Origin of the sequence: Kribbella jejuensis, from assembly GCF_006715085.1 — a bacterium.
GTDB classification, from domain to species: domain Bacteria; phylum Actinomycetota; class Actinomycetes; order Propionibacteriales; family Kribbellaceae; genus Kribbella; species Kribbella jejuensis.
This window is the reverse complement of sequence record NZ_VFMM01000004.1, coordinates 467,147-492,954: the sequence shown is the minus strand read 5'-3', so window position 1 is coordinate 492,954 and position 25,808 is coordinate 467,147. Positions and strand designations below refer to the sequence as shown.

Here is a 25,808-nt window from a genome sequence, read left to right as displayed (position 1 = left end):
TTGGTCGTCAGTCTCACTTGGGAAGGGAAAGGCGCCCCGTGGGTTCGAACGGCACGCCCGGAGTGGAGGAGCGACCGGCAAGTTCTGCCGGCGCCACACGTCCGGCGAAGCGACGCCTGCTGGTCGGTGCGGCGGTGGTGCTCGGCACCACACTGCTGACCGGTTGTTCGTCGGCGACCACTGAGCAGTGGAAGCGACTCGGTCTGCCCGAGGGCGCATCGGACCGGACCGAGGCGATCCGCAGCCTCTGGATCGGTGCCTGGACCGCCGCCCTGATCGTCGGCGTGATGGTCTGGGGCCTGATCCTCTGGGTCAGCGTGCGGTACCGCAAGCGCAATGAGAACGCCCCCCGGCAGGTGCGGTACAACCTGCCGCTCGAGGTGCTCTACACCTTGGCGCCGTTCGCGATCATCGGCGTGCTCTTCTTCTACACCGTCGAGCACGGCAACCAGGTCACGAAGATGGACGCCAACCCGCAGCACACCGTGAACGTGGTGGGCCAGCAGTGGCAGTGGACCTTCAACTACAAGGACACCGTCGACGGGCAGCAGGGCGTCTGGGAGACCGGCACGCTGGACAAGCCCGCCACGCTGTGGCTGCCGGTGAACGAGTCGGTGCACTTCGACCTGACCTCGCCGGACGTCATCCACTCCTTCTGGGTGCCGTCGTTCTACTTCAAGCTCGACGTCATCCCGGGCCGGACCAACAAGTTCGAGCTCACCCCGACCAAGACCGGCACCTTCGCCGGTAAGTGCGCCGAGCTCTGCGGGCTCTACCACAGCCGGATGGTGTTCACCGTCAAGGTGGTCAGCCGGGACGAGTACGACGCACACCTGAAGGAACTGGCCGCCAAGGGCCAGACCGGAGCCGCAACCGGTGGCGCCGACGCCACCACCATTCCCGGTACAGGGGAGGGCCAGAAGTGACCGACTTCGCCGAGCGCACCGGTGCCATCGGTAGCACCACCACGTTGCCGAGGCGGCGCAGCAAGGGCCAGTTGCTGGTCAAGTACCTGACCACGACCGACCACAAGCTGATCGGGCACCTGTACCTGATCACGTCGTTCGCGTTCTTCCTGATCGGCGGTGTGATGGCGCTGCTGATCCGCGCCGAGCTCGCCAAGCCGGGCCTGCAGATCGTGAACGAGGAGGTCTACAACCAGCTCTTCACGATGCACGGCACGATCATGCTGCTGCTGTTCGCGACCCCGCTGTTCGTCGGCTTCGCGAACGAGATCATGCCGATCCAGATCGGCGCCCCGGACGTCGCGTTCCCGCGGCTGAACATGTTCAGTTACTGGCTGTTCCTGTTCGGCGGCCTGATCACGATCAGCGGCTTCTTCACTCCGGGCGGCGCGGCCGACTTCGGCTGGTTCGCCTACGCCCCGCTGTCGAACGCGGTCCGTTCGCCGGGCGTCGGTGGCGACCTGTGGATCATGGGTCTGTGGATGGCCGGTCTGGGCACGATCCTGGGTGCGGTCAACTTCATCACCACGATCATCACCATGCGCGCCCCGGGTATGACGATGTTCCGGATGCCGATCTTCACCTGGAACATCCTGGTCACGTCGATCCTGGTGCTGATCGCGTTCCCGATCCTGGCGGCGGCGCTGCTGGTGCTGGAGGCGGATCGAACACTCGGGGCCCATGTCTTCGACGCGGCCAACGGCGGACCAATACTCTGGCAACACCTGTTCTGGTTCTTCGGCCATCCCGAGGTGTACATCATCGCGCTGCCGTTCTTCGGCATCATCACCGAGATCCTGCCGGTCTTCAGCCGCAAGCCGGTCTTCGGCTACATCGGCCTGGTCAGCGCGACGCTCGGGATCGCGGTGCTGTCGGTGGCGGTGTGGGCGCACCACATGTTCGTCACCGGCGCGGTGAACCTGCCGTTCTTCTCGTTCATGACGTTCCTGATCGCGGTCCCGACCGGCGTGAAGTTCTTCAACTGGATCGGCACGATCTGGGGCGGTTCGGTCTCGTTCGACACCCCGATGCTCTGGTCGGTGGGCTTCCTGACCACCTTCCTGTTCGGTGGTCTGACCGGCATCATCCTGGCCTCGCCGGCACTGGACTACCAGCTGTCCGACTCGTACTTCGTGGTCGCGCACTTCCACTACGTCGTCTTCGGCACGGTGGTGTTCGCGATGTTCGCCGGGTTCTACTACTGGTGGCCGAAGTTCACCGGCCGGATGCTCGACGAGAAGCTCGGCAAGCTGCACTTCTGGCTGCTGTTCATCGGCTTCCACACGACGTTCCTGGTGCAGCACTGGCTGGGCGTCGAGGGCATGCCCCGGCGGTACGCCGACTACGCGCCGAACGAGGGCTTCACCACGCTGAACGAGGTCTCCAGCGTCGGTGCCTTCATCCTGGGCGCGTCGATGCTGCCGTTCTTCTACAACGTGTACAAGTCGCGCAAGGCGCCGCTGGTCGGCGTCGACGATCCGTGGGGCTGGGGCCGGTCGCTGGAGTGGGCGACCAGCTGCCCGCCGCCGCGGCACAACTTCGAGAGGTTGCCCCGGATCCGTTCGGAGTCGCCCGCGTTCGACCTGCACCACGCCGAGCTGGCCCTCGCCGAGTACTCGGACAACCGGGCCGGCAAGGACAACCTGCTGGACGCCGGTGAGGACCAGGGCAGGGTTGACCACCTGGTCGAGCAGGCCGGGACCGACACCGACGGGAGGGACAAGGCGTGAAGGTCGAAGCCTGGGTCTTCGGGATCCTGAGTGTGTTCCTGATCGTCGTCACGCCGATCTACTGGCTGATGTCGGACGACCCCACCGGTACGACCGCACTGGTGATGACGTTCTTCCTGTCGCTGCTGGTGGCGTTCTACCTGAGCGTCACCGCGCGCCGGATGGACGCCCGGCCGGAGGACCGCAAGGAAGCGGAGATCGTGGAAGGAGCCGGCGAGCTCGGCTTCTTCCCGCCGTACTCCTGGTGGCCGCTGTGGTGCGCGATGACGCTGGCGGTCGTTGTCCTCGGCATCGTGTTCGGCTGGTGGCTGTTCATCGCCGGTGTCGGGACCGGCATCATCACGCTGAGCGGATTCATCTTCGAGTACTACCGTGGTGACCACGCTCACTAGTTGAGACTCGTACGAAAAACGCCGTCCGCGGAACGAACCGGACGGCGTTTTCGTGCGTCTTGTGTAGTGCGAACGGGTACAGAGGGTTGTTGTGGTACGTACCACTCGTAAGCACTCGTGAGGTGTGGGCGATGCACGGAAATGTCGCTGCGGCAGGTTACCCTTACCGCGGTCTGACTAAACAGGGGAGAGCTGGGGAATGGTGAGCGGTGTGAGGAAGCACGGCCTTGCCGTGGCGGGCATCTGTGTCCTGCTGCTGGCCGGCACGGCGTGCAGCGACACGAACGGGAACAGCAACGGCGGTCAGTCGACGCCGAGCGCCTCCACGTCGCAGAGCGGTACGCCGGGCGCGTCGACCACGCCCGGTGACTCGACCACCCCGTCGGGCAGCAACCAGGCCGCCAGCATCGCCGTCGTGCCCGCGAAGGGCGCCACCTCCGTGCAGCCGGACAAGCCGGTCACGGTGACCAGCACGGGCGGCAAGCTCACCACCATCACGCTGAAGGACGACGACGGCGACACGGTCGACGGCACGTTCAACGGCGACAAGACCCAGTGGACCTCGTCCGACCTGCTGAAGCCCGGCGCGACGTACACGCTGAGCGGTTCGGCCGAGGGCACCGACGGCGCCACCGTGCCGGTGAGCTCGAGCTTCAAGACGCTGAAGGCCTCGCGCAGCCTGAAGGCCTCGATCGCCCCGCTGAACAACGACACCGTCGGCGTCGCGTACCCGGTCCAGATCTACTGGAACAACCCGGTCAAGGACCGCGCCGCGGTCGAGAAGCGCCTGTCGGTGAAGACCTCGGTCCCGGTCGACGGCACCTGGCACTGGGTGAGCAGCAAGCAGGTCAACTACCGCCCGAAGAACTACTGGCCGACCGGCACCAAGGTGACGGTGAACGTCGACACCCAGGGCGTGAACGCCGGGAACAACACCTGGGGCACCGCCAGCCGGACGATCAGCTTCACGATCGGCAAGTCCGTGGTCAGCCACGTCGACGTGAAGAAGCACGTGATGACCGTCACGATCAACGGCAAGCTGGCTCGGACGATCCCGATCACCGCCGGCAAGGACGGGTTCACCACGCGCAGCGGCGTCAAGGTGATCATGGAGAAGTACACGACCAAGCGGATGGACGCGGCCACCGTCGGCATCAAGCCCGGCGACCCGAACTACTACAACATCCCGGACGTGAAGTGGGCGCAGCGCGTCACGAGCTCCGGTGAGTTCCTGCACGGCGCCCCGTGGTCGGTCGGCAGCCAGGGCAGCGTCAACGTCAGCCACGGCTGCGTCGGCATGAGCCTCAAGGACGCCCAGTGGTACTTCGGTCAGACCCTGATCGGCGACCCGGTCATCGTCACCGGCACCAACCGCACGATGGAGCCCGGCAACGGCTGGACCGACTGGAACACCACCTGGGCCGCCTACAAGGCCGGCTCCGCCCTGTCCTGATCCCAGCTCCTTCAGTCGAAATACTTCTGCAGCTCGGCTACGACTTCGTCGGCGTGCAAGGACGGCAACGAGTGGTGCGTTGCCGTCTCGAGTGGTACGACGATCGCGCCCGGGCTGAGTGCGGCGATGCGCTGGATCAGCCGGGTGGCGTTGTGGCTCTTGCTTCGGGTGGCGACGAAGACCAGGGGAGCGACGCTGCCCAGCTGGTCGTCGGTCGGCCGCTTGGGGCGGACGAACGGGGTCGAGGGCTGTTCCGCGGCCAGTCCGGCCAGTTCGAGGACCTGAGGGTCCAGCGGGAGGCCCTGGGTCTCCCAGCGCAGCAACGAGCGGGTGCGGGCGCGTGACGGGCGCAGGAGCGACGGCAGCGCCCGGAGGACGTACGGGATGCGCAGGCCGAGGTAGCAGTCGGTCGGATCGATCAGCGCAAGGCGGTCGACGCGGTCCGGCTGAGCGATCGCGTACGTGAGCGCGAGCCACGAGCCGTACGAGTGACCGCACAACGCGGTTCGGGCGATCCCGAGCCCGTCCAGCACGTTCGTCAGCCAGCTGTGCAGATCGCCGGGCGTCTTGGGCGTCCGGCCGGTGTTAGTACTGCGGCCCGCATCGACGATCAGGTCGACGGCGTAGACCCGATGGTCCTTCGCAAGCTCAGGTGCGACTGTGAACCACACGGGCGAGGTCGCGCCGTGCCCCGGAAGCAGTACGACGGGCGGGCCGTCCGCCGGACCGCACGCGTTGACGTGCGTCGTGCCGAACTCGTCGGTCAGCTGGAGCTGCTCGACCGGGACGTTCCAGCGGCCGAGCAGAGCGTCGTACGTGTCCTGGAAACTCATGCTGCCGAGGATAGCTCACTCAGTGAGGTAAATTGGCGGTATGCGTGAAGCAGTGATGCCGGCCGACCCCGAGCGGGCCGCCGCGTTGGAGCTGGTGCACCGGCTCCGCGACGTCGCGCTCAAGCTGGAGCTGGCGATCGGGGAGTTCGCCCGTACGACGGGCCTGCACGGCACCGACGTACGGGCTCTGGTGTGCCTGCTGGACGCCGAACGCGCCAGAGCCGAGGCAACGCCCAGCTGGCTCGCCCAGCAGCTGGGAATGACCTCTCAGGCCACGACGGCGGTCATCCACCGCCTGGAGGCCGCCGGGCACTTGGAACGCCTCAGAAGCCGTTCGGACGGCCGCAGCATCCACCTGCAGGTCTCGGACAGTGCGGTAGCTCTCGGCTGGCAGTTCTTCGGCCCGCTGCTGGACCGCCTGATCGCCACCACTCAGAGCCTGGACACCAACCAGCAGCTCCTGATCAAGGACTACCTCAGCACCGTCTCCGACGCCTTGGCATAAAACGAAAAGGCCCCGGCAAGTGCCAGGGCCTTTTCGTCGTCAGACGTCAGGAGTGGTCGCTGGTGACCTCTCGGTAGGTCTCCGTCTCCGACAGCTCGTGGATCTCGTCGGCGTCGTGAGCGTGCTCGTGCGCCTCTTCGATCTCCTGGGCGGTCGGCTTCTGCACCGCGTCGGCGTAGTAGAACCGGGACAGTGCGGCGCGGGCCTTGTTGAGGGCCCGGCGTGGGGCGCGGACGCCGTTGTCGTCGGTCTCCGGGCCGATCTCGTGCGGCAGGACGCGGTCCCGCGCGGTGAGCGAGTAGGCCTCGTACGTCGAGATCGGCTGGTGCTTCTCGGTGTACCTGCCCTCGGGGGAGCGGACGATGACGCCGGTCTCCAGGCCGTGCAGCAGCCGCTCCTGATCCGCGCGCTGCAGCGAGATCGCCCAGCGGCGGGCCACCCAGAACCCGAGGATCGGGCCGAGGATCACCGCGAACCGGAGGAACCAGGTCACGTGGTTGAGCGAGATGCCGAAGTGGGTGGCGATCAGGTCGTTACCACCACCGATCCACAGCAGTGCGTAGAAGGTGATGAATGCGACGCCGATACCGGTCCTGGTCGGTACGTCCCGCGGCCGGTCGAGCAGGTGGTGCTCACGCTTGTCACCGGTGATCCAGCCCTCGATGAACGGATACAGCGCGACCAGCGTGACGAACGCCGGTGGCACGATCAGCGCCGGGATGATCAGGTTCCAGCTCAGCGTGATGCCCCAGAAGTGCGACTCGAATCCGGGGAAGATACGGACCGAGCCTTCCAGCCAGCCCATGTACCAGTCCGGCTGCGAGCCCGCGGTCACCGCGGCCGGGTCGTACGGCCCGTACAACCAGACGGGGTTGATCTGCATCAGTGCACCCATCAGCGCGGTGATGCCGAACACCACGAAGAAGAAGCCGCCGGCCTTGGCCGTGTACACCGGGAACAGCGGGTAGCCGACCACGTTCTTCTGCGTCCGGCCGGGACCGGCGTACTGCGTGTGCTTGTGGTACACGACCAGGAACAGGTGCACCGTGACGAGCGCCAGGATGATGCCCGGGATCAGCAGCACGTGCACGATGAAGAACCGGGAGACGAAGTCGCCGCCGGGGAACTCACCGCCGAAGATGAAGAAGTTCAGGTACGTGCCGATCACCGGCGAGGCCTGGATCATGCCGTTGGTGATCCGCAGACCGGTGCCGGACAGCAGGTCGTCGGGCAGACCGTAGCCGATGAAGCCCTCGATGATGCCCAGGAACAGCATCCCGAAGCCGATCAGCCAGTTCAGCTCACGCGGCTTGCGGAACGCGCCGGTGAAGAACATCCGGAGCAGGTGCACCATCATCGCGGCGATGAACAGCACGGCCGCCCAGTGGTGGATCTGCCGGATCAGCAGACCGCCGCGGATGTCGAAGCTGAGGTTCAGCGTGGAGGCGTAGGCCTCCGACATGTGCACGCCCTTGAGCAGGCTGTACGAGCCCTGGTAGGTGACCTCGGCCATCGAGGGCTTGAACCAGAACGTCAGGAAGGTGCCGGTCAGGATCAGGATGATGAAGCTGTACAGCGCGATCTCGCCGAGCATGAACGACCAGTGGTCCGGGAAGACCTTCCGCAGGTTCTTCTTCCCGATCTTCGCGATGCCGAGGCGGTCGTCGATCCACTTGACCGGTCCGGGAAACTCTGTGCTTGTTGACACTGTTGTCACCCTCGTTCGAAGAAGCTCGGGCCGACCGGCTCGGTGAAGCCGCTCTGCGCAACCAGGTAGCCCTCGCTGTCCAGTGCCAACGGTAGCTGAGGAAGCGGCCGGGCAGCAGGGCCGAAGACGACCTTGGCGCCGTCGGACAGGTCGAAGGTCGACTGGTGGCACGGGCAGAGCACGTGGTGCGTGGTCTGCTCGTACAGCGAGATCGGGCACCCGACGTGGGTGCAGATCTTGGAGTAGCAGAGGATCCCGTCGATGCCCCAGTTCTCCCGGCCGGGCTTGGTGCGGATCTCGCTGGGCTTGATCCGGACCATGATCACCGCGGCCTTCGCCCGGGCGTTCTGGTACCCGACCGGGTCCGACTCCTGCATCGGGGCCAGGTTGGCGGGCGCCCCGTTGACCAGCTGCCCGACGACCAGGTCGGACGGCTTGATCGGGCGGTTCGTGATGTCGTTGACGACCCGGATGCCCTGCGCCCAGATCGTGTTGTAGAGGCTCCGGCCGGGCAGCGGGCCGAGGTCGCGCAGCAGCACGATGGCCGGCAGGCCGAGGGCGCCGAGAGCGCCGATCAGCGAGTTCCGGATCATCTTGCGGCGGCCAAAGCCGGACTCCGCCGTGCCCTGCTTGAACGCCTCGGTGATCTCGGCGATCTGCTCCGGCGACGAGTGCGCCGGGTGCCGGTCCTCGGCGATCTCCTCGTCGACCATCAGCTTCTTGGCCCACTGGATCGCGCCGGCCCCGATCAGGAACAGCGCGAGCCCGATGCACAGGCCGATGACCATGTTGTTCGCGTTGCCGGACAGCGGGCCGAACACGAGGATCGAGTTCCGCGGGATCGCGAAGTAGGCCACGCAGGCGCCCAGCACGAGCAGCGTCGCGAAGCCGAACATCGCCGACACCTGGCGCTCGACGCGGTCGGCGGCCTTCGGGTCGATGTCGGTGATCCGCGGCTCGTGCGGCTCCAGACCCGGGTCCGGGATCGGCTCCGCGACGTCCAGCGCGGTGCCGTGGTGCTCGTCCTCCGCCTTGACCGGGAGGTTCTTGTCGTCGCTCATTCGGCCTTCGCTCCCTTGGCCTTGACGCCCTTGGCGCCGATCCACACCGCTACCGCGATCAGCAGGCCGATTCCGACGAACCAGCCCCACAGACCCTCCGAGACCGGGCCGAGCCGGCCGAGGCCGAAGCCGCCCGGGTCCTTCTGGTTCTGCAGTGCCTTCAGGTAGGCGATGATGTCCTGCTTGTCCTGCGGCTGCATGACCTGGTCGGAGAAGACCGGCATCTGCTGCGGGCCGGTCAGCATGGCCTCGTAGATGTGCTTCTCACTGACGCCCATCAGCGACGGCGCGTACTTGCCGTTCGGCAGCGCACCACCGCGGCCGGCGAAGTTGTGGCAGGCCGTGCAGTTGGTCCGGAACAGCTCGCCACCGCGGGTGACCTGCTCGTCGGTGGCCTTGCTCACGTCGTACGACTCGGCGGCCGGGACGGCGGGGCCGGGGGCCAGCGAGGCGACGTACGCGGCCAGTGCCTCGATCTCCTCCTGCGAGTAGACCGGCGTCTTGCGCGGGATCTGCGCACCCGGCTGCTGGGCGGGCATCCGGCCGGTGCCGACCTGGAAGTCGACGGCCGCGGCGCCGACGCCGATCAGCGAGGGCGCGGTGAACTTGCCCCCGCCGTTCGTGCCGCCCTCGGCGTTCAGACCGTGGCAGCTGGCGCAGCCGACCGCGAAGAGCTTCTTGCCCTCCTCGATCTGCTGGGACTGGGCCGAGTTGTCCGCCACCGCGTTGTCAGGGGCGAAGGCGGCGTACGCCGAACCCACTGCCAGGAGGCCGAACAGGAGCACGACGAGGCCGGCGGACCGGTGCCGTCGTCGCGCGGAGAGAAAGCGCGCCGGTGACAAGGGATTTCTCTTCTCACTCATTTGAGCAGGTAGATGGTCGCGAACAGGGCGATCCAGACCACGTCGACGAAGTGCCAGTAGTAGGACACGACGATCGCCGAGACGGCCTGTTCGTGGGTGAACTTACGAGCCATGTACGTCCTGGCCAGGACGAACACGAAAGCGATGAGGCCGCCGGTCACGTGCAGCGCGTGGAACCCGGTGGCCAGGTAGAAGACCGATCCGTACGCGTTCGACGAGATCGTCAGGCCTTCCTGCACCAGCCCGGTGTACTCCGTCACCTGGCCGGCGACGAACACCGCGCCCATGAGGTAGGTGAGGATGAACCACTCACGCATGCCCCAGGCCCGCGGGTTCAGCACCGAACCGGTGCGGCCGACCCGGCCGTGCTCGGCGGCGAAGACGCCGAACTGGCAGGTGAACGACGACAGCACCAGGATCGTCGTGTTCACCGCGGCGAACGGGACGTCGAGATGCTCGGTCATCAGCTGCCAGAGCGTCTCCGCACCCGGAGCGGCGGCAGCGGTCGTCACCGACCGGATCGTGAAGTACGCCGCGAACAGGGCGGCGAAGAACATCAGTTCGCTCGAGAGCCAGACGATCGTGCCGACACTGACCATGCTGGGACGGTCGGCATGACCGTGTTCACGAGACGCTGGGAGCGCGGTTGCAGTGGCCACGCGGTCATTATGTCGGTCCTCGCGTTCAGCGCTACGACCACCCCCGTGCATGTCGCGGACGGGCTGTTCCTAGGGTTGAAGCGTGCTTCCCCTCCACGCCGCCCCGGGCGACCAGATCGAGCCGTTGACCGCGGTCCGGTTGCTGACGGCATGGACCTTCGAACCGGTGTTACTCGGCGTGATCGTGGTCCTCGGAGCGCTCTATCTGTACGGCGTCCACAAGCTTCGCCGGCGAGGTGACAAGTGGTCCCGCGGCCGCACGTTCTCGTTCGTCGGCGTCGGTCTGGGCAGCGCCGTGATCGCGACCCAGTCCGCTCTCGGCACGTACGACACGGTCCTGATCAGCGTGCACATGGTGCAGCACATGATCCTGTCGATGATGACGCCGCTCGCGCTGGCGCTCGGCGCACCGGTCACGCTGGCGCTCCGGACGCTGCCGCAACGGCCGCGGAGGTGGTTGCTCTCCGTGGTGCACTCGCGGTTCGCGAAGGTGATCTGCTTCCCGCTGATCGGCTTCACGCTGTTCGTCCTGAGCCCCTGGGCGCTGTACTTCAGCGGCTGGTACGACGCGACGCTCCGGTCGACCGTGCTGCACGATCTGCTGCATCTGCACTTCATCCTGGTCGGATCGTTGTTCTTCTGGCCGCTGCTCGGCCTGGACCCGGTGCCCGGCCGGGTGATCTACCCGTTCCGGCTGATCCTGACGTTCCTGACGCTGCCGTTCCACGCGTTCCTCGGGATCACGATCATGGGCGCGAACAAGCTGATCGCCGAGGACTGGTACACCAGCTTCGGCCGGTCCTGGCCGCCGTCGCCGCTGCACGACCAGTACATCGCGGGCGGTCTGTTGTGGGGCTCGGGCGACCTCGTCGGCGTGGTGTTCTTCGCCGTACTGTTCGTCCAGTGGGTGCGCGAATCGCGGCGCGAGGCACGGCGCGAGGACCGGCGGCTGGACCGCTTGGAGGAACAGGCTCGCAGGGCCGGGCAGGCGCCCCGGTAGCATTCGCGGTGTCCGGTTTAACGAGTACAGAGCTTGGGATGGATCGATGAGTTCAGAGCGTCCGCTGAAGGTCCTGGTCTACAGCGACGACCGTACGACGCGGGAGTCGGTCCGGCTGGCCCTCGGCAAGCGGCCGGCGGCCGATCTGCCCGAGCTCTCCTACGTCGAGTGCGCGACCGAGCCGGCCGTGATCAAGACCATGGACAAGGGCGGGATCGACCTGGCCATCCTGGACGGCGAGGCCGTTCCGGCCGGTGGCATGGGCATCGCCCGGCAGTTGAAGGACGAGATCTTCCAGTGCCCGCCGGTGGTGGTGATCACCGGCCGCCCGCAGGACGCGTGGCTGGCCACCTGGTCGCGGGCCGAGGGCGCGGTGTCGCACCCGATCGACCCGATCAAGCTGGCCGAGGTCACCGCGGACCTGCTCCGGCAGCGGCTGGCAACGCTCCCCGCCATCACGTCCTGACCCGATGGGTGCCTACACCTGGTCCCACGTCATCGGGCCGCTGTTGCGGCACGAGGACCTGGAGGCCGCCGCCACCGCGTGGGCGATGGAGCAGATCCTGTCCGGGGCCGCGACGCCGGCCCAGCTGGCCGGGTTCGTGATCGCGCTGCGGTCCAAGGGCGAGACGGTCACCGAGGTCGAGGGGCTCGTGCAGACGATGCGCGAGTTCGCGACCACGATCAGCGTTCCGGGCCGGACGCTGGACGTGGTCGGTACCGGCGGTGACCAAGCCCACACGGTGAACATCAGCACGATGTCCGCGATCGTCGCCGCGGGCGCCGGTGCGAAGGTCGTGAAGCACGGCAACCGGGCGGCCTCGTCCGCGTGCGGCGCCGCCGACGTACTCGAGGAGCTCGGGATTCCGCTCGACCTGACCGGTCCGCAGGTGGCCGAGGTGGGGGAGCGGGCCGGGATCACGTTCTGCTTCGCCGCTGCGTTCCACCCCGCGCTGCGGAACGCCGCCGTACCGCGCCGCGAGCTCGGCGTACCGACGACGTTCAACCTGCTCGGTCCGCTCGCGAACCCGGGCGACCCGTCGGCACAGGCGGTCGGCGTCGCGGACGGGCGGGTGGCCGGGCTGATGGCCGGCGTACTGGCGCGGCGCGGTGTCGACGCGCTGGTGTTCCACGGCGACGACGGCCTCGACGAGTTGACGACGCGTACGACGTCCCAGGTGTGGACCGTTGGTGGCGGCAACGTCGAGGGTCCGGTCACGCTGGATCCGCGCGAGCTCGGGATCGAGCCGGTGTCGGCGGACGCGCTGAAGGGCGCGGACGCGACGTACAACGCGAAGGTCGTCCGGGCGCTCGTCGACGGCGAGACCGGGCCGGTGCGGGATGTCGTACTGCTGAACGCCGGTGCGGCGCTGGCGGCGTACACGCCCCAACCAGGCAGTGTGACCGAGCGGATCCGGACCGGGATGGACCGGGCCGCCGAGGCGATCGACTCCGGTGCGGCGAAGGACGTGCTGGACCGGTGGATCGCGGCGTGCGCCGAGGTTCGCTGAACTTCTACGGGGGCCGGCCTTTTGGGCCGGCCCCTTTTGCTATCCGTTGATCTTGATCTGGGTGACCTTGTAGCGCCAGACGTTCTGCCACGCCGGGGTGGACCCGGCGATGTCGGCGATCGAGACGTCCGCGGTGCCGTCACCGCGGTCGATCACCGCGATCATCACCGTCGAGAACGTCTCGGTCAGCTTCGGCACCTTCACGGCCACCCTGGCGACGATCTCGTGGCCCGGGTGGCCGTTCACGCTGATCGCCTTGTGGGTCGTGCCTTTCAGGACGGTGGCCTTCTCGCCGTACAGGTTGGTGACCGCGCGGACGCCGACCTGGATACCGGCCGCCTTCAGACCGGCCGGGGTGTTCGCGTACGGGATGTCCGGCGGGAGCTGGCCGAACGCGGTGTAGTTGCCCCAGCTCGCGCCCTTGCCGTCGTAGTTGCTGTGCACCGTGAACCAGATCGCGGCACCACCCCACAGGCCGGTGCGCTCGTAGGTGTTGCTCCAGGCCGAACTCATGTTCGGCATCGAGTCGTTGTTCGCGGCAATCATCTCGGTACCGAGCACCTTGCCGACCGGCGTCGGCGTCGCCGACGGCTTGACCGAAGGACTAACCGTCTCCAAGGGCTTCCCCGCGGTCGGGAGGGCGACCGGGGTGGTCGCATCAGCCTTGTTCCAGATCCAGCCAACACTCAGCCCAGTAGCCGCAAGCGCAGCCACCACCAACACCACAGCCCCCACAACCCGAGCCCGCCCACTGACAGTAGGCACACCGACCACAGGCGCGTCTACCCGCCCGCGATTCCCCGCAGGCTTCGCGTCAGGCCCAGCCGCCCGAGCAATAACCTCGCTAAACCCAGCCCCCCGCTGCCCTCCAGACCCACTATGCGGCCCCGCGGGCTGCCCCGCCTGCGGCCCAACGGGCTGACCGGACTGGCCTGGCTGACCGGACTGGCCCGGCTTGACCGGCTGTGGTGCGCCTAGCTGTGGGCCCATCGGCTGCGCTTGCCAGCCTGCAGGTCGCTGACCGGGCTGGTGGCCCGGTTGTTGCGGCTGCTGACCCCACATCTGCCCACCCTGAGCCTGCCCACCCTGAGGTTGCCCACCCTGGGGACGACCAGCCTGGGGCTGGCCGGCGTGCGGCTGCCCAGCCGCAGGCTGCCCACCTTGAGGCTGGCCCGCGTGCGGTGGGCGCTGCTGGGCGCCGTACTGCGACACCGGCGGGGGAGCCGCGTGCTGCGGACGCACCGGTTGCTGTAGGGGCTGCTGGTTCGGCTGCTGCGGACCCACCGACTGCGGACCCACCGACTGCGGGCCGGGCTGCGGTGGTCCGGCGTGCTGCGGACGAGGCCGCTGCTGAGCCTGCTGTCCGCCCCACAGCTCCCCACCCTGCGGTTGACCGCTGGGCTGCTGCTGCGTGCCCGGCTGCCCATCGGCCTGCGGCTGCCCACCCGCCTGGGGCTGCGCGCCCGCCCGCGGCTGCGCGCCCGCCTGCGGCTGAGTGCCGGGCTCTCCGACGCGCTGCAGTTGACCGCCCGGCAGCTGCCCACCCGGCTGCGGCTGAGTGCCGGGCTCTCCGGCCCGCTGTGGTTGACCGCCCAACTGCTGCCCACCCGCCTGCTGCTGGCGAGAATTTTGTCGGGTGCTGGTCCAATGAGGTTGCTGCTGCGGGGCTGCGTGTTGTGGGCGTGCTTGTGGCGGGGGAGGAGGCGCGGGTGCGGGCGACTGGCCGAACAGTGGGTCGGCCGAGCCCGCCGGCTCCTGCGGCTGGATGGCGCGCAGGTCCGGCGCGGGTGGTGCTTGCGGCGTACCGGCGAGCGGATCCGCGCCACCCGACGTACGAGCGTCTGTCTCACCACCCAGCGTGGTCCGCGGCGGGGTGGGTTCTTCGTTCTCAGCCAACTTGAATTCCTCTGTAGGCCTCGGCCGCGGCCTCTCTCAGATCCGGGCGGTTGTTCGGGATCTCGCTGATATAGGCGACCGCCGTACCGTCACCGAGGTCGAAGACGGCCACGGTCAGCGTAAGTACTCGATCGGTCACCTTGGCAGCGGTCGTGGTCACGGTCTGCTGTACGAACCACCCGGACTTGTCCGAGCGCTTCACGGCGCCGTTCGCGAGCGGCTTGAAGGTCACGGGGATGTTCCCGTACATGTCGTCGCGCAGCTGCGTCGACAGCGTCAGCGCGGTCGCCTTCGGATCGCCGGTGAAGCCGGACGCCGTACCCAGCCCGCCGACGAAGATGTCCGCGGACCAGTCGTCCTGGTCGACCGCCTTCTCGGTCAGCACGATGCGCTGGCCGTTCGAGTTCTGCAGCTGACGGACGAGGCGCTTGCGGTCCGACCACGGCGGCTTCCGGCGCGGGAACGAGATCGCGGTCGACGCGATCCGGTTGTCACCTTCGTGGAGCTTCGGGTTTTTCGACTGCCCGGGAGTAGTCCCACCGGTCGGCGAGGCCGACGTACCCTGCGTCGGCGAACCCGTCGGCGTGGGATCCGCGGTGTTGTCGTTCCCCTTGGTCAGCAGGACGATCACGGTCGCAATGACCAGCACCAGAGCAATCCCACCGCCGACAACCAACGGCAGCTTCCCACCGAACGGTCCACCACCACCGGACCCCTTGGGCTTCTTCCCCTTGCCACCCGCACCAACCCCGGAACTCAGATCGGCCTGCCCACCCCAAGCCTGATCCCCGCCCTCACCCCAAGCCCGCCGCGGACCCTGCTGAGTACCACCACCGTGCCAGCCCTGCGGCCCACCCTGCTGGCCGTCCCCCCAGGCACCCCCACCCTGCTGAACCTCCTGCACCGGCCAACTCTGCCCAGCACCCCACGCCTGCCCATCCCGCTGGGCGTCCGTCCTCCCGTGCTGACCCCAAGGCCCTTCCTGTACGCCGCCCTGCGCGCCAACCCCCCACGCATCACCGGCCGACCCGGCTGATCCGGCCGACGGAGCCGACGGAGCCGACGCAGCCGACGCGGCCGACGCGGCCGACCCTGCGGACCCGGCAGGCCCGGCCGATGCAGCCGATCCGGCTGACCCAACTGACTCGGCCGACGTACCCTGCTGGACCCCCCACATCTGCTGACCACCAACGGCCTGATCCGCCGCAGCCTGGCGCTCCTGCGAACTGGCCTGCTGATCACCCCAAAGCTGAACGGGCGCATCCGGCGCGACCTCCGCCGACTGAGGCACAGTCCAAAGCGGAGCAGCCTTCTCCGGCGCCTGCTGCTCGTCCTCCTCCGACCCTTCAACCCCCCAAGCCGGCGCATCCCCAGACGCGTCGTCCTCCCCATCCCCCTGACTACCCCAGTCAGGCTGCAGCCCAACCCCCGCAAACTCCTCCGCCTGCCGATCCGCTTCCTCATCACCCGCCGAAGCAGCCCCGACAGCAGCCCAAGCCCCACCCTCCGTCTCGGCACCCCGCGCGGCATCGGCCGTGGACGCGGAGCCACCAGAGGACGTCCGCGCGCCGTCGTCGCCAACTGCTGACGTCAGGCTGCCCGCGGCGGACGGGGCGTCGGTGCGCGTACCGGGGCCGGTCGCGGACTGGTCCGCGAGCGCGTCCGCGTGCGCGGTGCCGCCGGCTGTTGCCCCATCTGCCTGCGATGAGCCTCCCGCGGTCGCCTGGGCATCCGCGTGCGCGGTGGCGCCTGCTGCTTCAGCTGCTGACGTCGGGCTGACAGTGCCTGTGGCGGACGGTTCGGCGGTGCCCGTACGAGAGCCGCTTGCTGACCGGTCTGTGTCGGCGTTCGTCTGCGCGGTGCCGCCTGCTGCATTAGCTGCTGAGGTCAGGCTGACCACACCTGCGGCGGACGGTCCAGCGGCGCCCGTACCAGAGCCGCTTGCTGACTGGTCCGCGTCGGCGTCGGCCTGTGCGGTGGTGCCAGCTGCTGACGCCGGCCAGACCGTACCTTCGGCGGACGAGTCGGCAGTTTGCGTACCGGTGTCGCTCGCGGGCTGGTCCGTGGCGGCGTCCGGGGCCCCGGTGGTGGCTGTGGATGGAGCCTGCGTTGCCGTGTCTGCCGCTGGGGCGAGTCGGAGGGTTGGGGTGGTGGGTTGGTTGGAGGTGGGCTCGACCGTCTCCTGGTTATCGCCGCGGAGGGCTGCTTCGGCTGCTGCTGCCTCGGCGGGGTCGCGCTGGGTCCAGTGTTCTGGGGGAGCGGGGGCGAGCTCCGGCGCTCCCCAGGTTGCTCGGGCACGCTCCGCTGGCGTCAGGCCGCTGGTCGTAGGTACGTCGGGTTGTACGACCTCGGCCAGCCGCGTCGGCGCCTGCGGTTGGGCGTACTCGTCCGGCGACACAGCCCGCAGACGCGGCCCGCCGTTCGCCGATACGTCGTTCCCGGACTGCGCTCCCCAAAGCGGCGCATCCGACGGCTCCCACCAACCGCCACCAGACTGCTCAGCCGCACCGGCCGCACCGGCCGCACCGGCCGCACCGGCCGCACCGGCCGCACCGGTACCACCGGGAGCACCGGCGGCACCGGCGGCACCGGCGGCACCGGCGGCACCGGCGGCACCGGCGGCACCGGCGGCACCGGCCGCACCGGCCGCACCGGCCGCACCGGCCGCACCGGTACCACCGGGAGCACCGGGAGCACCGGCGGCACCGGTACCACCGGCGACACCTGTCGCACCCGCGGCACCTGCCGTAGCTGCTTCGCGGTCCGTCACCGACCGCAGCCCCGGCGTACCCCACCCGCTCTGCTCGACAGCACCCGCGGACACCACACCCTGGGAATCCCGGGCAGTCGCGCCTGTATTCGCGGCGCCCGCGTTTGCGCCGCGCGTGTCCGCCGTACCTGCGTTCGCTGCGGACGCTTCTACGGCAGCCTCGGCCGGGGCAGCCGTGCTCGGTGCGACCGGGTTGGTGTCGCGTATGTCCGCAGCACCTACGTTGGTGCGGTCGGCCTCCGCGGGACCTGGGGTCGTTTCGTAGGAGGTGAACTGGTCGGCAGGCCACGGTTGTTGGTCTGCGGACCAGGCGGGTTGATTCGGCTGTTCGTGGATCGGGTACTGCTGGCCGGCCCAAGGTTGTTGCTGGGGTTGCTCGGTGACAGACCACGGTTGGATTTGGGTCTGTTCTACGTCTGGGTCGGGGGGCTCGTACGAGGTGAACTGATCAGCACCCCACGGCTGCTGATCCGCAGACCAGACAGGTTGATTCGCGGACCACGCGGGCTGGTCGGTGCTGGACTGCTGTGAGGTCCACGGCTGTTGAGGCGCGTCAGTGCCAGCCTGCTGCGCGAACCAGTCCTGCTGAGGTGTCCCAGCATCGGCCTGCTGCGCGGGCCACTGCTGGTGAGGCGCGTCCCCGCCATTCTGCTGCGAGGTCCACTGGTGTTGTGCGTTGTCGGCGCCCTGCTGCTGCGGGGACCACTGCTGCTGTGGGGCCTCTGCGCCGGGCTGCTGCGCAGTCCACTGCTGGTGAGGCGCGTCGGTGCCAGCCTGCTGCGCGGACCAGTCCTGCTGAGGTGTCCCAGCGTCGGCCTGCTGCGGGGACCACTGCTGATGCGGGACGTCCGCGGTTGGCTGGGGTGGCCACTGGTCTTGGGTGGGTTGGAGCTGAGTTGGCTCGGCGTCGGGGTGTTCGTACGACGAGAACTGGTCGGCGCCCCACGGTTGCGGGTCGGCGGTCCAGGCGGGTTGGTTCGCGTTCGTATCGGACTGCGGCGATGGCCACTGTTGCTGAGACGTGTCAGGGGCAGGCTGGTGTGTTGACCACTGCTCTTGAGGGGTGTCGGCGGCAGCCTGGTGTGTTGGCGGCTGGTGCTGTGGGGTGCCGGGGTCAGCCTGCTGTGTTGGCCACTGTTGTGGGGCGTTGGTGGTTGGTTGCTGGGGCTGCCATTGGTCGTGGGCGGGTTGGATTTGGGTTTGTTCGGTGTCTGGTTGGTCGTAGGACGTGAACTGGTCGGGGGCCCACGGTTGCTGGGTTGCGGACCAGGTGGGTTGCTGCTGGTTTCTGTTGTCTGGGTGGGACTGGTTGGTGCCCCATGGTTGCTGGTTGGCTGGGGGCTGGTTCTGCTGCGTGGGGGTTGCGTTGGTCCAGGGCTGTCCTGGGGTGCCGGAAGCTGGCGTGGGGTTGCTGGGGGCAGGCGTGTCGACGTCAGACGCCGATTGGCCCTCGTGAGACGCCGATGCACGTTCGTCAGGCCCCACCGCACGTTCGTCACCGACCACCGCGCGTTCGTCACGGCCCAACGCACGTTCGTCAGGGCGCGACGTGGGTTCGGCGCGCGTCGACATGCGGTCGTCAGGTGACGTGTGTTCGTCGCGGGCCGACGGGCGGGTGTCGGGGGAGGGGGTGAGGTTGGTCCAGGGGGAGGGGGTGGTGGGGGCCGCGGATTCGGCGGCGAGTTGGTCGGCCAGGTCTTCGTGTTCGGTTTTGTTGGTCCACTTCTCGCCGTTCCAGAAGCGGATTCGGTGGGGCTGGCCGGTGGGGTCGGGGTACCAGCCGGCGGGTGGGTTGGTCATCCGCGTCCTCGCTGCGATTCCGGCGTGCGGGCGCGGTCCTGCGCGGCTCCGAACTGACCCCAGACGTTCATGGGGTCAACCGTAACTTCAGCCCGTGTCAGTCGGATCCGATCGGACCGCCTGTCAGACACCGTCCTCGCCCAGGCTGAAGGCGGCCTCCAGGTCGTGGCTGGAGTACGCGCGGAACGCGATGTGCGTCTCCGTGCTCAGCACGCCGGGCACCCGGTTGACGTGTTCGGGGATGACGGTGGCCAGGTCTTCGTGCCGTGCGACCCGCACGAGCGCGATCAGGTCGAGCCCGCCGGTCACGGAGTACACCTCGCTGACGCCGTCGATGGCGGCGACCGCCTCGGCGACCTCGGGGATCCGTGCGACGTCGGCCTTGATGAACACGATCGCGGTGACCATGCCGTCCTCTCCTCAGAATCGTCAGAATCCTCAGAATCCCGTTCCGGAACTCACACCTCAACCCGCTGAAGCATAGTGTGGTCGAGCTCCCGCAGCGCCCGCGCCGTCGGTTCGTCGGCGGGCAGGAACGCCTCCATCCGCAGCTCGGAGACGGTGACGTCGATCGCCGTACCGAATCTCGTCAGCGTGGTGATCAGCCGCAGCTCCCCGTTCGCGGACCGCACCCGCAGCGGTACGGCGAACCCGAGATGGTCCGGCCCGGTCTCCGGGCGCGGCGGGATCAGCTTGACGAGCTCCGCGATCAGCTCGTCCGACTCAAGGTTCGGCACCAGGGCCGCCTCGCGCGTCAGCCCGTCGATCACATGCCACGCCCACTCGCGGAAATTCACGATCCGCCCCGCCAGCCCGTCCGGATGCAGGAACAGCCGCGGGACCGACACCGGCGCGTCCAGCAGGTACGGCGCGACGCCCGCGACGAGCGCGTTGAACGAGTCGTTCGCGAGGACCACGTCTCCGCGCCGGTCGACGACCACCGCGGGACTCGGTCGATGCCCCTCGAGGATCCCGCTCAGCGCCGCCCGGATCGCGCCGAGGCTCGGAGCGTCGTACGGCGTCTCCTCGTACGCCGGGGCATAGCCGCCGGCCACCAGCAACTGGTTCCGGTCCCGCAGCGGCACCTGGAGCGACTCCGCGAGCCGGATCACCATGTCCCGCCCGGGCACCGACCGGCCGCTCTCGATGAAGCTGACGTGCCGCTGCGTCGTCCCGGCCCGGACGGCCAGCTCCAGCTGACTCACCCGCCGCCGCGCCCGCCACGACCGCAATCCCACCGCCAACTCGGATGCCATACCCAGAGTTCTAGCCCATGCCACCGACAGTCCATACCGCCAAGGGAATTGTCCGGCCAGGACCACGGCAGGCAAGGTCGTCCACGTGAACATCAACACAGCACAAGAGCTGGCACATCGTTATGTAGCGGTCTGGAACGAGCCCGACGCCGACACCCGCCGGACGGCCGTCGAGGCGCTGTGGACCGACGACGGCGTACACCTCCTCGAACCGCCGGAGGAGATCGTCAAGCGGGCCACTGAGATCGGCGTCTCCGCGACCCTGCAGGCCCGCGGGCACGCGGAGTTGGTCCAGCGGGTGAACACGGCGTACGGCGAGTTCGTCGCGCCCGGGCAGTACGAATTCGTCCCGCACGGCGAGGTCGCCGTACTCGACGACATGGTGAAACTGCGCTGGGCGATGGTCCCGGCCGGGGGCGGAGAACCGCTTGCCATCGGCATCGACCTGCTGCTGGTCGCCCCGGACGGCCGGATCCGCACGGACTACCAGTTCATCGAGGCCTAACCAACTCGAGCAGGACCGAGCGGACGCATATGACGGCGGCGTTCGGTCGGGTGCTGGTGGAGGTCCGAGTGCGCGTTGTCCAGGCGGGTGAGATGGCGGCCGGCGCCGCTGACCGGGCAGGTCCAGGTGCCGTCCATCTCGACCAGGCGGACGCCGGGGAGCTCGAGCCAGCGCAGGATCAGCTCGATCTCCTCCGGTGAGGCGGTCGCCACCGGGCCGATCCCGGGCAGCACCGTCTCCGCCGACGCGCGCAGCATCTCGAGATGCGGCCGGGGGTCCGTGCCCCGCGGGCTGAACCCGGCGGCGGCCAGCCGGCCGCGGCGGATCACGTGCAGCTCCCAGCCGCCGTCGTCGGTACGCCGGGCCGCGCAGATCTCCGCGCAGCCGGTGACGGAGGCCATCCGCTGCATCCGCGCCGAACTCCGCACGAACGCGCTCAACCGGTCCCGGTGCACGGCGGCGTCCTCGAACCGTTCGTCCGCGGACAGTACGTCGATCCGCCGGTCGAGCGCCTCCACGACCGGCGTCGGGTCGGCGGTCAGCGCCGAGCGCAGCGCCGCGACGAACTCGCCATACGAATCCGCGGAGATCCGGCCGTCGCACGGAGCGACGCACCGGCCCATCTCGGCCAGCACGCACGGTGACAGCGACGGGTGCTTGGACATCCGCGCGGTGCACTGCCGGATCGGGAATGCCTCGTGCAGCGCGGCCATCGCCCGCTCGGCGGTCTTCCGTGAGCTGAACGGGCCGAGATACCCACCGTCGTCGTCGCGGACCTGTTTGACCAGTGACAGTCGCGGAAACGGTTCCACCGTGACCTTCAGCCAGTGCTGCCGCTCCGGGAACTTCGACCGCCGGTTGTATCGCGGTTTGTGCTCCGCGATCAGCCGCAGCTCCCGGATCTCGGCCTCCAGCGGTGTCCCGCATTCGATCCCGCGGACGCCGGTGGCGATCCCGACCATCTCGCCGATCCGGTTCCGGGTCTCCGAGGCGGTGAAGTACGACCGGACCCGGGTGCGCAGGTCCTTCGACTTGCCGACGTACAGCACCTCGCCGCGGTCGTCGGTGAACAGGTACACACCCGGTGCGTGCGGCAACGACTCGGCCAGGTGGCGCTTCCTCCGGACCGCGGGCGCGACCCGGGACGAGAACGTCTGCAGGTCCTCCAACGTTTGCACGCCCAACGAGCCGACCCGCTCGAACAGCCCGTGCAGCACGTCGACGGTGGCGCGGGCGTCGGACAGCGCGCGGTGGTTCGGCGTCGTCCTGGTCCGGAACAACTTCGCCAGCGTGCCGAGTTTGCAGTTCGGCGCTTCGTCCGGGGTGATCACCCGGCGGGCCAGCAGCGCGGTGTCGACGACGGCGAAATCGGGCCAGTCGTACCCGTGCACGAGGGTCTCGTGCTTCAGGAAGCCCATGTCGAACGGCGCGTTGTGCGCGACCATCACGCAGCCCTGCGCGAACTCCAGGAACGCCGGCAGCACCGACTCGATCCGGGGTGCGGAGGCAACCATCAGGTCGGAGATCCCGGTCAGCACCGCGATGAACGGCGGGATCGGCTCCGAGGGGTTGACCAGCGTCTGGAACTCGGCGACCACCTCGCCGGCCCGCACCTTGACCGCACCGATCTCGGTGATGCCGCCCTCACCCGGCGGGTTGCCGGTGGTCTCCAGGTCGACGACGCAGAACGTGATGTCGCGCAGCGGTGTCCCCAGGTCGTCGAAACTGGGCTGGACACCGCGGATCGGCGACAGCGAATCCGCGGCGGATGCATGCCCGGGCGAGGTCATGGTCATGACGCTAGGAGCCGCCACCGACAATTCCGCAGGTGACACGCCTGCGAGTCGACTAGGCTCTCTGTATGCGTACACAGGCGATCACCGTGCAGCAGGGCCCGCGGCCCGTGCACTGTGGTCTGCGTCACCGGCCGTTGCGGGCCGTCGTTCCACCCGGACAGCGGACCGGTGACTGAGGCCGGCGCCGCCGCGAGCTCCGCCGCTACGACTTTGCCTGAACCGGTCCGGCAACGCGTCCTGACCCTCGCCGCGCACGCCCTCGGCCAGCTTCCTACCACTGACATCCCGGCCCCGCTGCGCCGGTTCGCGAGTTTCGCGCCGGCCAAGCGGGCGAAGCTGTCGGCGTCGGTGCTCGGCCCGATCCTGGAGACCGACGACCACTTCCGCAAGCTGACCGCGTACGAGGTACGGCGTGAGCACCCGGAGCTCGGCGACGCGGTCGCGGACGGCGTACCGGTTCCGGCGGCCGACCCGGTCGAGGTCGCCGCGCTCGCGTACCTGCTCCGCCCGGACGACTGGGAGCAGCACGTCGCGGCCGCCGCCCAGGTCCCGGTGGAGAACCCACGCGCCGACGCCGCCGCGGTCGAGCGGCTCTCCGAACAGCTCGACCAGGCCCGCACCGAGACCCGCCAGGTCCGCGAACGGCTTCGTGAACAGGTCAACGAGCTGAAGGCCGAGAACGTCACGCTCCGCCGCAAGCTGAACGAGGCCCGCCAGCGGATCACCGGCCTGCAGACCGAGGTCGAACAGCGCACCAAGGAAGCCGAGACCGCCGACGAACGCGTCGACGCGGCGCGTGCCGAAGTGGAGCGTGAGCTGCGCAAACTCCGCGCCCGGGTGACCGAGCTCGAAGCGGTCGAGCACGCGGCCCGGCGGACGGCCGGACAGGAGCGGGAGCTCGCGACGACCCGCACCCGGCTGCTGCTGGACACGTTGCTGGAGGCAGCGAGCGGCCTGCGCCGCGAGTTGGCGTTACCGCCCGGGGGAGACCTTCGTCCGGCGGACACGGTCGCTGGTTCCGAGCCCGAGGCGGCCCCGGTTGGACGTACGGCGCCTGAGGACGACCCGGCGTTGTTCGACGAGCTCCTGTCGCTTCCGCAAGTGCATCTGATCGTTGACGGCTACAACGTCACGAAGACCGCCTGGCCGAACTCGCCCCTGCATTCGCAGCGTCAGCGCCTGGTGACCGCGCTGGGCGCCCTGGTGGCGCAGCGCCGGGTCGAGGTGACTGTGGTGTTCGACGGCGCGGAGCTGTCCGGCCCCGTGCAGCTCAACCCACCACGTGGCGTCCGCGTACGGTTCAGCCCCGCCGGAGTGATCGCCGACGAGGTGATCCGGCAACTGGTGCGCGCCGAGCCGCCGGGACGTCCGGTGGTGGTCGTCTCGACCGACCGCGAAGTTGCCGAGAGCACCGTCAAACTCGGCGCTCGCGCACTGTCGGCAACGAGCCTGGTGGCACGCATCGCCCGCACGTAGCCGCAGAAACTGTCGGTGGGGTTCTCTAGCGTCCTTCTCAGCCGGATGCAAGTCCGGGTGCTTCCCCACTTGGAGGATGTTGTGCTGATCGACTGCGACGCCTGTGTGATGAAGGGTCCGGGCTGCCAGGACTGCGTCGTCACCGTTGTGCTGGGATTCTCCGCCGAACGCTCCGGCAGCCTGCGCATCGACGACGACGAGAAGGCCGCACTGGACGCGCTCGCCGAATCGGGCCTGGTCCCACCGCTGCGCCTGGTGCATGCGGTGGACAGCATCGAGCCGGACACCGATCCGCGCGAACAGACCGGCTGAACCAGCGTTAATTTTCGATCAAACCCGAGGGGCGAATTGCACTGGTCACGAAACGGTCACTACTGTTACCTCTCGTTGCCTCAGGGTGTCGGCTGTTCCGGCCGACCGGGCAACGGTAAGCCGAGGGAGTGATCCGGCGGCTACCGCGGACGGATGCGTCCGTGGTGGACCCGGTCAACGGGGACGGCGCGAGCAGAGGAAGGGACCGACCGGGCTGTGTCCATCGGACGCATCAACCGCACCAAGGGAATCGCCCTCGCCGCCATCACCAGCACGGCTGTCATGGCCGGCGTGATCCTGATCCAGGGAGCGGCCGATGCCGATCCCGCGCCCACCCTGGCGGAGGCGAAGAAGCAGGTCGCCGACCTGGAGCACCAGGCCGAAGTGGCCGGTGAGTCGGCGAACGACCTTCGCGGCCAGATCTCGGCCGCCCAGGCCCGGGTGAACGCGTTGAAGTCCGGTATCGCCAAGCAGCAGGCCCAGGTCGACGCGGTGAAGCGCCAGATCGGCTCGCTCGCGGTGGCCGGCTACCAGACCTCCGGGATCTCGACGACGGCGCAGCTGCTGCTCTCGAACAACCCCGACCAGTTCCTCAGCCAGGCGTCCACGGCCCAGGCCTTCGCCGGCCAGCAGAACTCCGCGCTCCGCCGCTACCAGCTCGCGCAGGGCAAGCTCACCGACCTGCAGGCGAGCGAGCAGACCGAGCTGGCCGCACTGCAGGCCGTGCAGGCCAAGCAGACCAGCTTCGTGAACCAGCTGAACGGCAACCTGGACAAGGCCCAGAAGGTGCTCGACAAGCTGAGCGCGGCCGACCGGCAGCGGATCGCGGACGAGAACGCCCAGGAGGCGGAGAACGCGCGCAAGGAGCGCCCGACCCGCGACGGCAACCGGACCGGCGACGACATCCCGAACATCCCGGCCAGCGGCCGTGGTGCGATCGCGGTGAACGCGGCACTGTCCCAGCTGGGCTCGCCGTACGTCTGGGGTGCCGACGGCCCGAGCTCGTACGACTGCTCCGGCCTGACCATGTACGCCTGGGGCAAGGCCGGCGTCTCGCTGTCGCACTCCTCGAAGGCGCAGGCCGGCGAGGGCCGCCGCGTCACCCGCTCCGAGCTGCAGCCGGGCGACCTGATCTTCTACTACAGCCCTATCAGCCACGTCGCGATCTACCTCGGCAACGGCCGGATCGTGCACGCTCCGCGTCCGGGCAAGAGCGTGGAGATCGCCCCGATGGACGAGATGCCGATCAACACCATGGTCCGCCCGGGCTGATCCGAGACGTTTGACATACTCTGCGGCTCCGGGGATTTTTAGCGA

At 68.7% G+C, this 25,808-nt stretch carries 23 protein-coding genes; 13 read left to right on the top strand and 10 right to left on the bottom strand.

Going from position 1 to position 25,808, the window contains the following annotated elements:
• The first annotated feature begins 38 nt into the window (after positions 1-38).
• The 4 genes from ctaC (at position 39) to FB475_RS35115 (ending at position 4,540) form a co-directional block, all read left to right on the top strand.
• Entirely contained in the window at positions 39-926 is an 888-nt protein-coding gene (ctaC, locus tag FB475_RS35130; RefSeq protein ID WP_141862604.1) for an aa3-type cytochrome oxidase subunit II, read from the top strand.
• The gene (gene ctaD, locus FB475_RS35125) at positions 923-2,695 is read left to right on the top strand and encodes an aa3-type cytochrome oxidase subunit I (protein ID WP_238332632.1); all 1,773 of its coding nucleotides are present in this window, start codon (positions 923-925) and stop codon (positions 2,693-2,695) included. Before ctaC ends, ctaD begins: the two co-directional genes overlap by 4 nt.
• A complete protein-coding gene (locus tag FB475_RS35120) occupies positions 2,692-3,087 on the top strand; it encodes a cytochrome c oxidase subunit 4 (protein ID WP_141862602.1) in 396 nt (131 codons plus the stop codon). Before ctaD ends, FB475_RS35120 begins: the two co-directional genes overlap by 4 nt.
• A gap of 211 nt (positions 3,088-3,298) precedes the next feature.
• On the top strand, positions 3,299-4,540 hold the full coding sequence (locus tag FB475_RS35115; protein WP_238332631.1) for a L,D-transpeptidase: 1,242 nt from the start codon (positions 3,299-3,301) through the stop codon (positions 4,538-4,540).
• An 11-nt stretch (positions 4,541-4,551) separates the two neighbouring features.
• Here FB475_RS35115 and FB475_RS35110 read toward each other — a convergent pair whose 3' ends face one another.
• Positions 4,552-5,373 (bottom strand): alpha/beta fold hydrolase, encoded by an 822-nt coding sequence (locus FB475_RS35110; RefSeq protein ID WP_141862600.1) that lies wholly within the window; start codon positions 5,371-5,373, stop codon positions 4,552-4,554.
• A 40-nt stretch (positions 5,374-5,413) separates the two neighbouring features.
• On the opposite strand from FB475_RS35110, the gene FB475_RS35105 reads away from it, so the two are divergent.
• Positions 5,414-5,878: a MarR family winged helix-turn-helix transcriptional regulator gene (locus FB475_RS35105; protein ID WP_141862598.1), complete on the top strand. Its 465-nt coding sequence runs from the start codon at positions 5,414-5,416 to the stop codon at positions 5,876-5,878.
• Between the two features lie 46 nt (positions 5,879-5,924).
• Here the strand turns inward: FB475_RS35105 and qcrB are convergent, their stop codons facing one another.
• The 4 genes from qcrB to ctaE are packed head-to-tail and all read right to left on the bottom strand — an operon-like array spanning position 5,925 to position 10,109.
• Positions 5,925-7,595 carry a cytochrome bc1 complex cytochrome b subunit gene (gene qcrB, locus FB475_RS35100; protein WP_141862596.1) on the bottom strand — a complete coding sequence of 557 codons (1,671 nt, stop codon included), beginning with the start codon at positions 7,593-7,595 and terminating at the stop codon, positions 5,925-5,927.
• The gene (gene qcrA, locus FB475_RS35095; RefSeq protein WP_141862594.1) at positions 7,592-8,647 is read right to left on the bottom strand and encodes a cytochrome bc1 complex Rieske iron-sulfur subunit; all 1,056 of its coding nucleotides are present in this window, start codon (positions 8,645-8,647) and stop codon (positions 7,592-7,594) included. Before qcrA ends, qcrB begins: the two co-directional genes overlap by 4 nt.
• Positions 8,644-9,510 carry a cytochrome bc1 complex diheme cytochrome c subunit gene (qcrC, locus tag FB475_RS35090; RefSeq protein WP_141862592.1) on the bottom strand — a complete coding sequence of 289 codons (867 nt, stop codon included), beginning with the start codon at positions 9,508-9,510 and terminating at the stop codon, positions 8,644-8,646. Before qcrC ends, qcrA begins: the two co-directional genes overlap by 4 nt.
• Positions 9,507-10,109: an aa3-type cytochrome oxidase subunit III gene (gene ctaE / locus FB475_RS35085; RefSeq protein WP_185759575.1), complete on the bottom strand. Its 603-nt coding sequence runs from the start codon at positions 10,107-10,109 to the stop codon at positions 9,507-9,509. Before ctaE ends, qcrC begins: the two co-directional genes overlap by 4 nt.
• Before the next feature lie 142 nt (positions 10,110-10,251).
• Here ctaE and FB475_RS35080 point away from each other — a divergent pair, with 142 nt between their 5' ends.
• The 3 genes from FB475_RS35080 to trpD are packed head-to-tail and all read left to right on the top strand — an operon-like array spanning position 10,252 to position 12,680.
• Complete coding sequence (locus tag FB475_RS35080) at positions 10,252-11,169, top strand: cytochrome c oxidase assembly protein (protein WP_141862588.1); 918 nt, start codon at positions 10,252-10,254, stop codon at positions 11,167-11,169.
• 46 nt (positions 11,170-11,215) lie between these two features.
• Positions 11,216-11,635: an Rv3143 family two-component system response regulator gene (locus tag FB475_RS35075; RefSeq protein ID WP_141862586.1), complete on the top strand. Its 420-nt coding sequence runs from the start codon at positions 11,216-11,218 to the stop codon at positions 11,633-11,635.
• 4 nt (positions 11,636-11,639) lie between these two features.
• On the top strand, positions 11,640-12,680 hold the full coding sequence (trpD, locus tag FB475_RS35070; RefSeq protein WP_141862584.1) for an anthranilate phosphoribosyltransferase: 1,041 nt from the start codon (positions 11,640-11,642) through the stop codon (positions 12,678-12,680).
• 39 nt (positions 12,681-12,719) lie between these two features.
• On the opposite strand, the gene FB475_RS35065 is transcribed toward trpD, so the two are convergent.
• A complete protein-coding gene (locus FB475_RS35065; protein ID WP_238332630.1) occupies positions 12,720-13,394 on the bottom strand; it encodes a hypothetical protein in 675 nt (224 codons plus the stop codon).
• A gap of 285 nt (positions 13,395-13,679) precedes the next feature.
• Between FB475_RS35065 and FB475_RS35060 the strand changes: the two genes are divergently transcribed.
• A complete protein-coding gene (locus FB475_RS35060; RefSeq protein WP_141862582.1) occupies positions 13,680-13,934 on the top strand; it encodes a hypothetical protein in 255 nt (84 codons plus the stop codon).
• Between the two features lie 634 nt (positions 13,935-14,568).
• Here FB475_RS35060 and FB475_RS37080 read toward each other — a convergent pair.
• The 3 genes from FB475_RS37080 to FB475_RS35040 all read right to left on the bottom strand — a co-directional run bounded on the left by FB475_RS37080 (position 14,569) and on the right by FB475_RS35040 (position 20,402).
• Positions 14,569-17,400 carry a hypothetical protein gene (locus tag FB475_RS37080; protein ID WP_185759574.1) on the bottom strand — a complete coding sequence of 944 codons (2,832 nt, stop codon included), beginning with the start codon at positions 17,398-17,400 and terminating at the stop codon, positions 14,569-14,571.
• A 1,869-nt stretch (positions 17,401-19,269) separates the two neighbouring features.
• Positions 19,270-19,554, bottom strand: a complete 285-nt coding sequence (locus FB475_RS35045) for an Lrp/AsnC family transcriptional regulator (RefSeq protein WP_141862578.1) — start codon at positions 19,552-19,554, stop codon at positions 19,270-19,272.
• A 50-nt stretch (positions 19,555-19,604) separates the two neighbouring features.
• Positions 19,605-20,402 carry an MmyB family transcriptional regulator gene (locus FB475_RS35040; protein ID WP_141862576.1) on the bottom strand — a complete coding sequence of 266 codons (798 nt, stop codon included), beginning with the start codon at positions 20,400-20,402 and terminating at the stop codon, positions 19,605-19,607.
• Positions 20,403-20,487: 85 nt separating this feature from the next.
• Between FB475_RS35040 and FB475_RS35035 the strand changes: the two genes are divergently transcribed.
• Entirely contained in the window at positions 20,488-20,907 is a 420-nt protein-coding gene (locus FB475_RS35035; RefSeq protein WP_202878689.1) for a hypothetical protein, read from the top strand.
• On the opposite strand, the gene FB475_RS35030 is transcribed toward FB475_RS35035, so the two are convergent.
• The gene (locus tag FB475_RS35030) at positions 20,904-22,697 is read right to left on the bottom strand and encodes a DEDD exonuclease domain-containing protein (RefSeq protein ID WP_141862574.1); all 1,794 of its coding nucleotides are present in this window, start codon (positions 22,695-22,697) and stop codon (positions 20,904-20,906) included. The genes FB475_RS35035 and FB475_RS35030 overlap by 4 nt on opposite strands.
• A gap of 174 nt (positions 22,698-22,871) precedes the next feature.
• Between FB475_RS35030 and FB475_RS35025 the strand changes: the two genes are divergently transcribed.
• The 3 genes from FB475_RS35025 to FB475_RS35015 all read left to right on the top strand — a co-directional run bounded on the left by FB475_RS35025 (position 22,872) and on the right by FB475_RS35015 (position 25,763).
• Positions 22,872-24,179 (top strand): NYN domain-containing protein, encoded by a 1,308-nt coding sequence (locus FB475_RS35025; protein ID WP_141862572.1) that lies wholly within the window; start codon positions 22,872-22,874, stop codon positions 24,177-24,179.
• A 69-nt stretch (positions 24,180-24,248) separates the two neighbouring features.
• Complete coding sequence (locus FB475_RS35020) at positions 24,249-24,491, top strand: hypothetical protein (RefSeq protein ID WP_337678232.1); 243 nt, start codon at positions 24,249-24,251, stop codon at positions 24,489-24,491.
• A 216-nt stretch (positions 24,492-24,707) separates the two neighbouring features.
• Positions 24,708-25,763, top strand: coding sequence for a C40 family peptidase (locus tag FB475_RS35015; RefSeq protein ID WP_141862570.1), 1,056 nt, complete (start codon positions 24,708-24,710; stop codon positions 25,761-25,763).
• Positions 25,764-25,808: the final 45 nt, after the last annotated feature.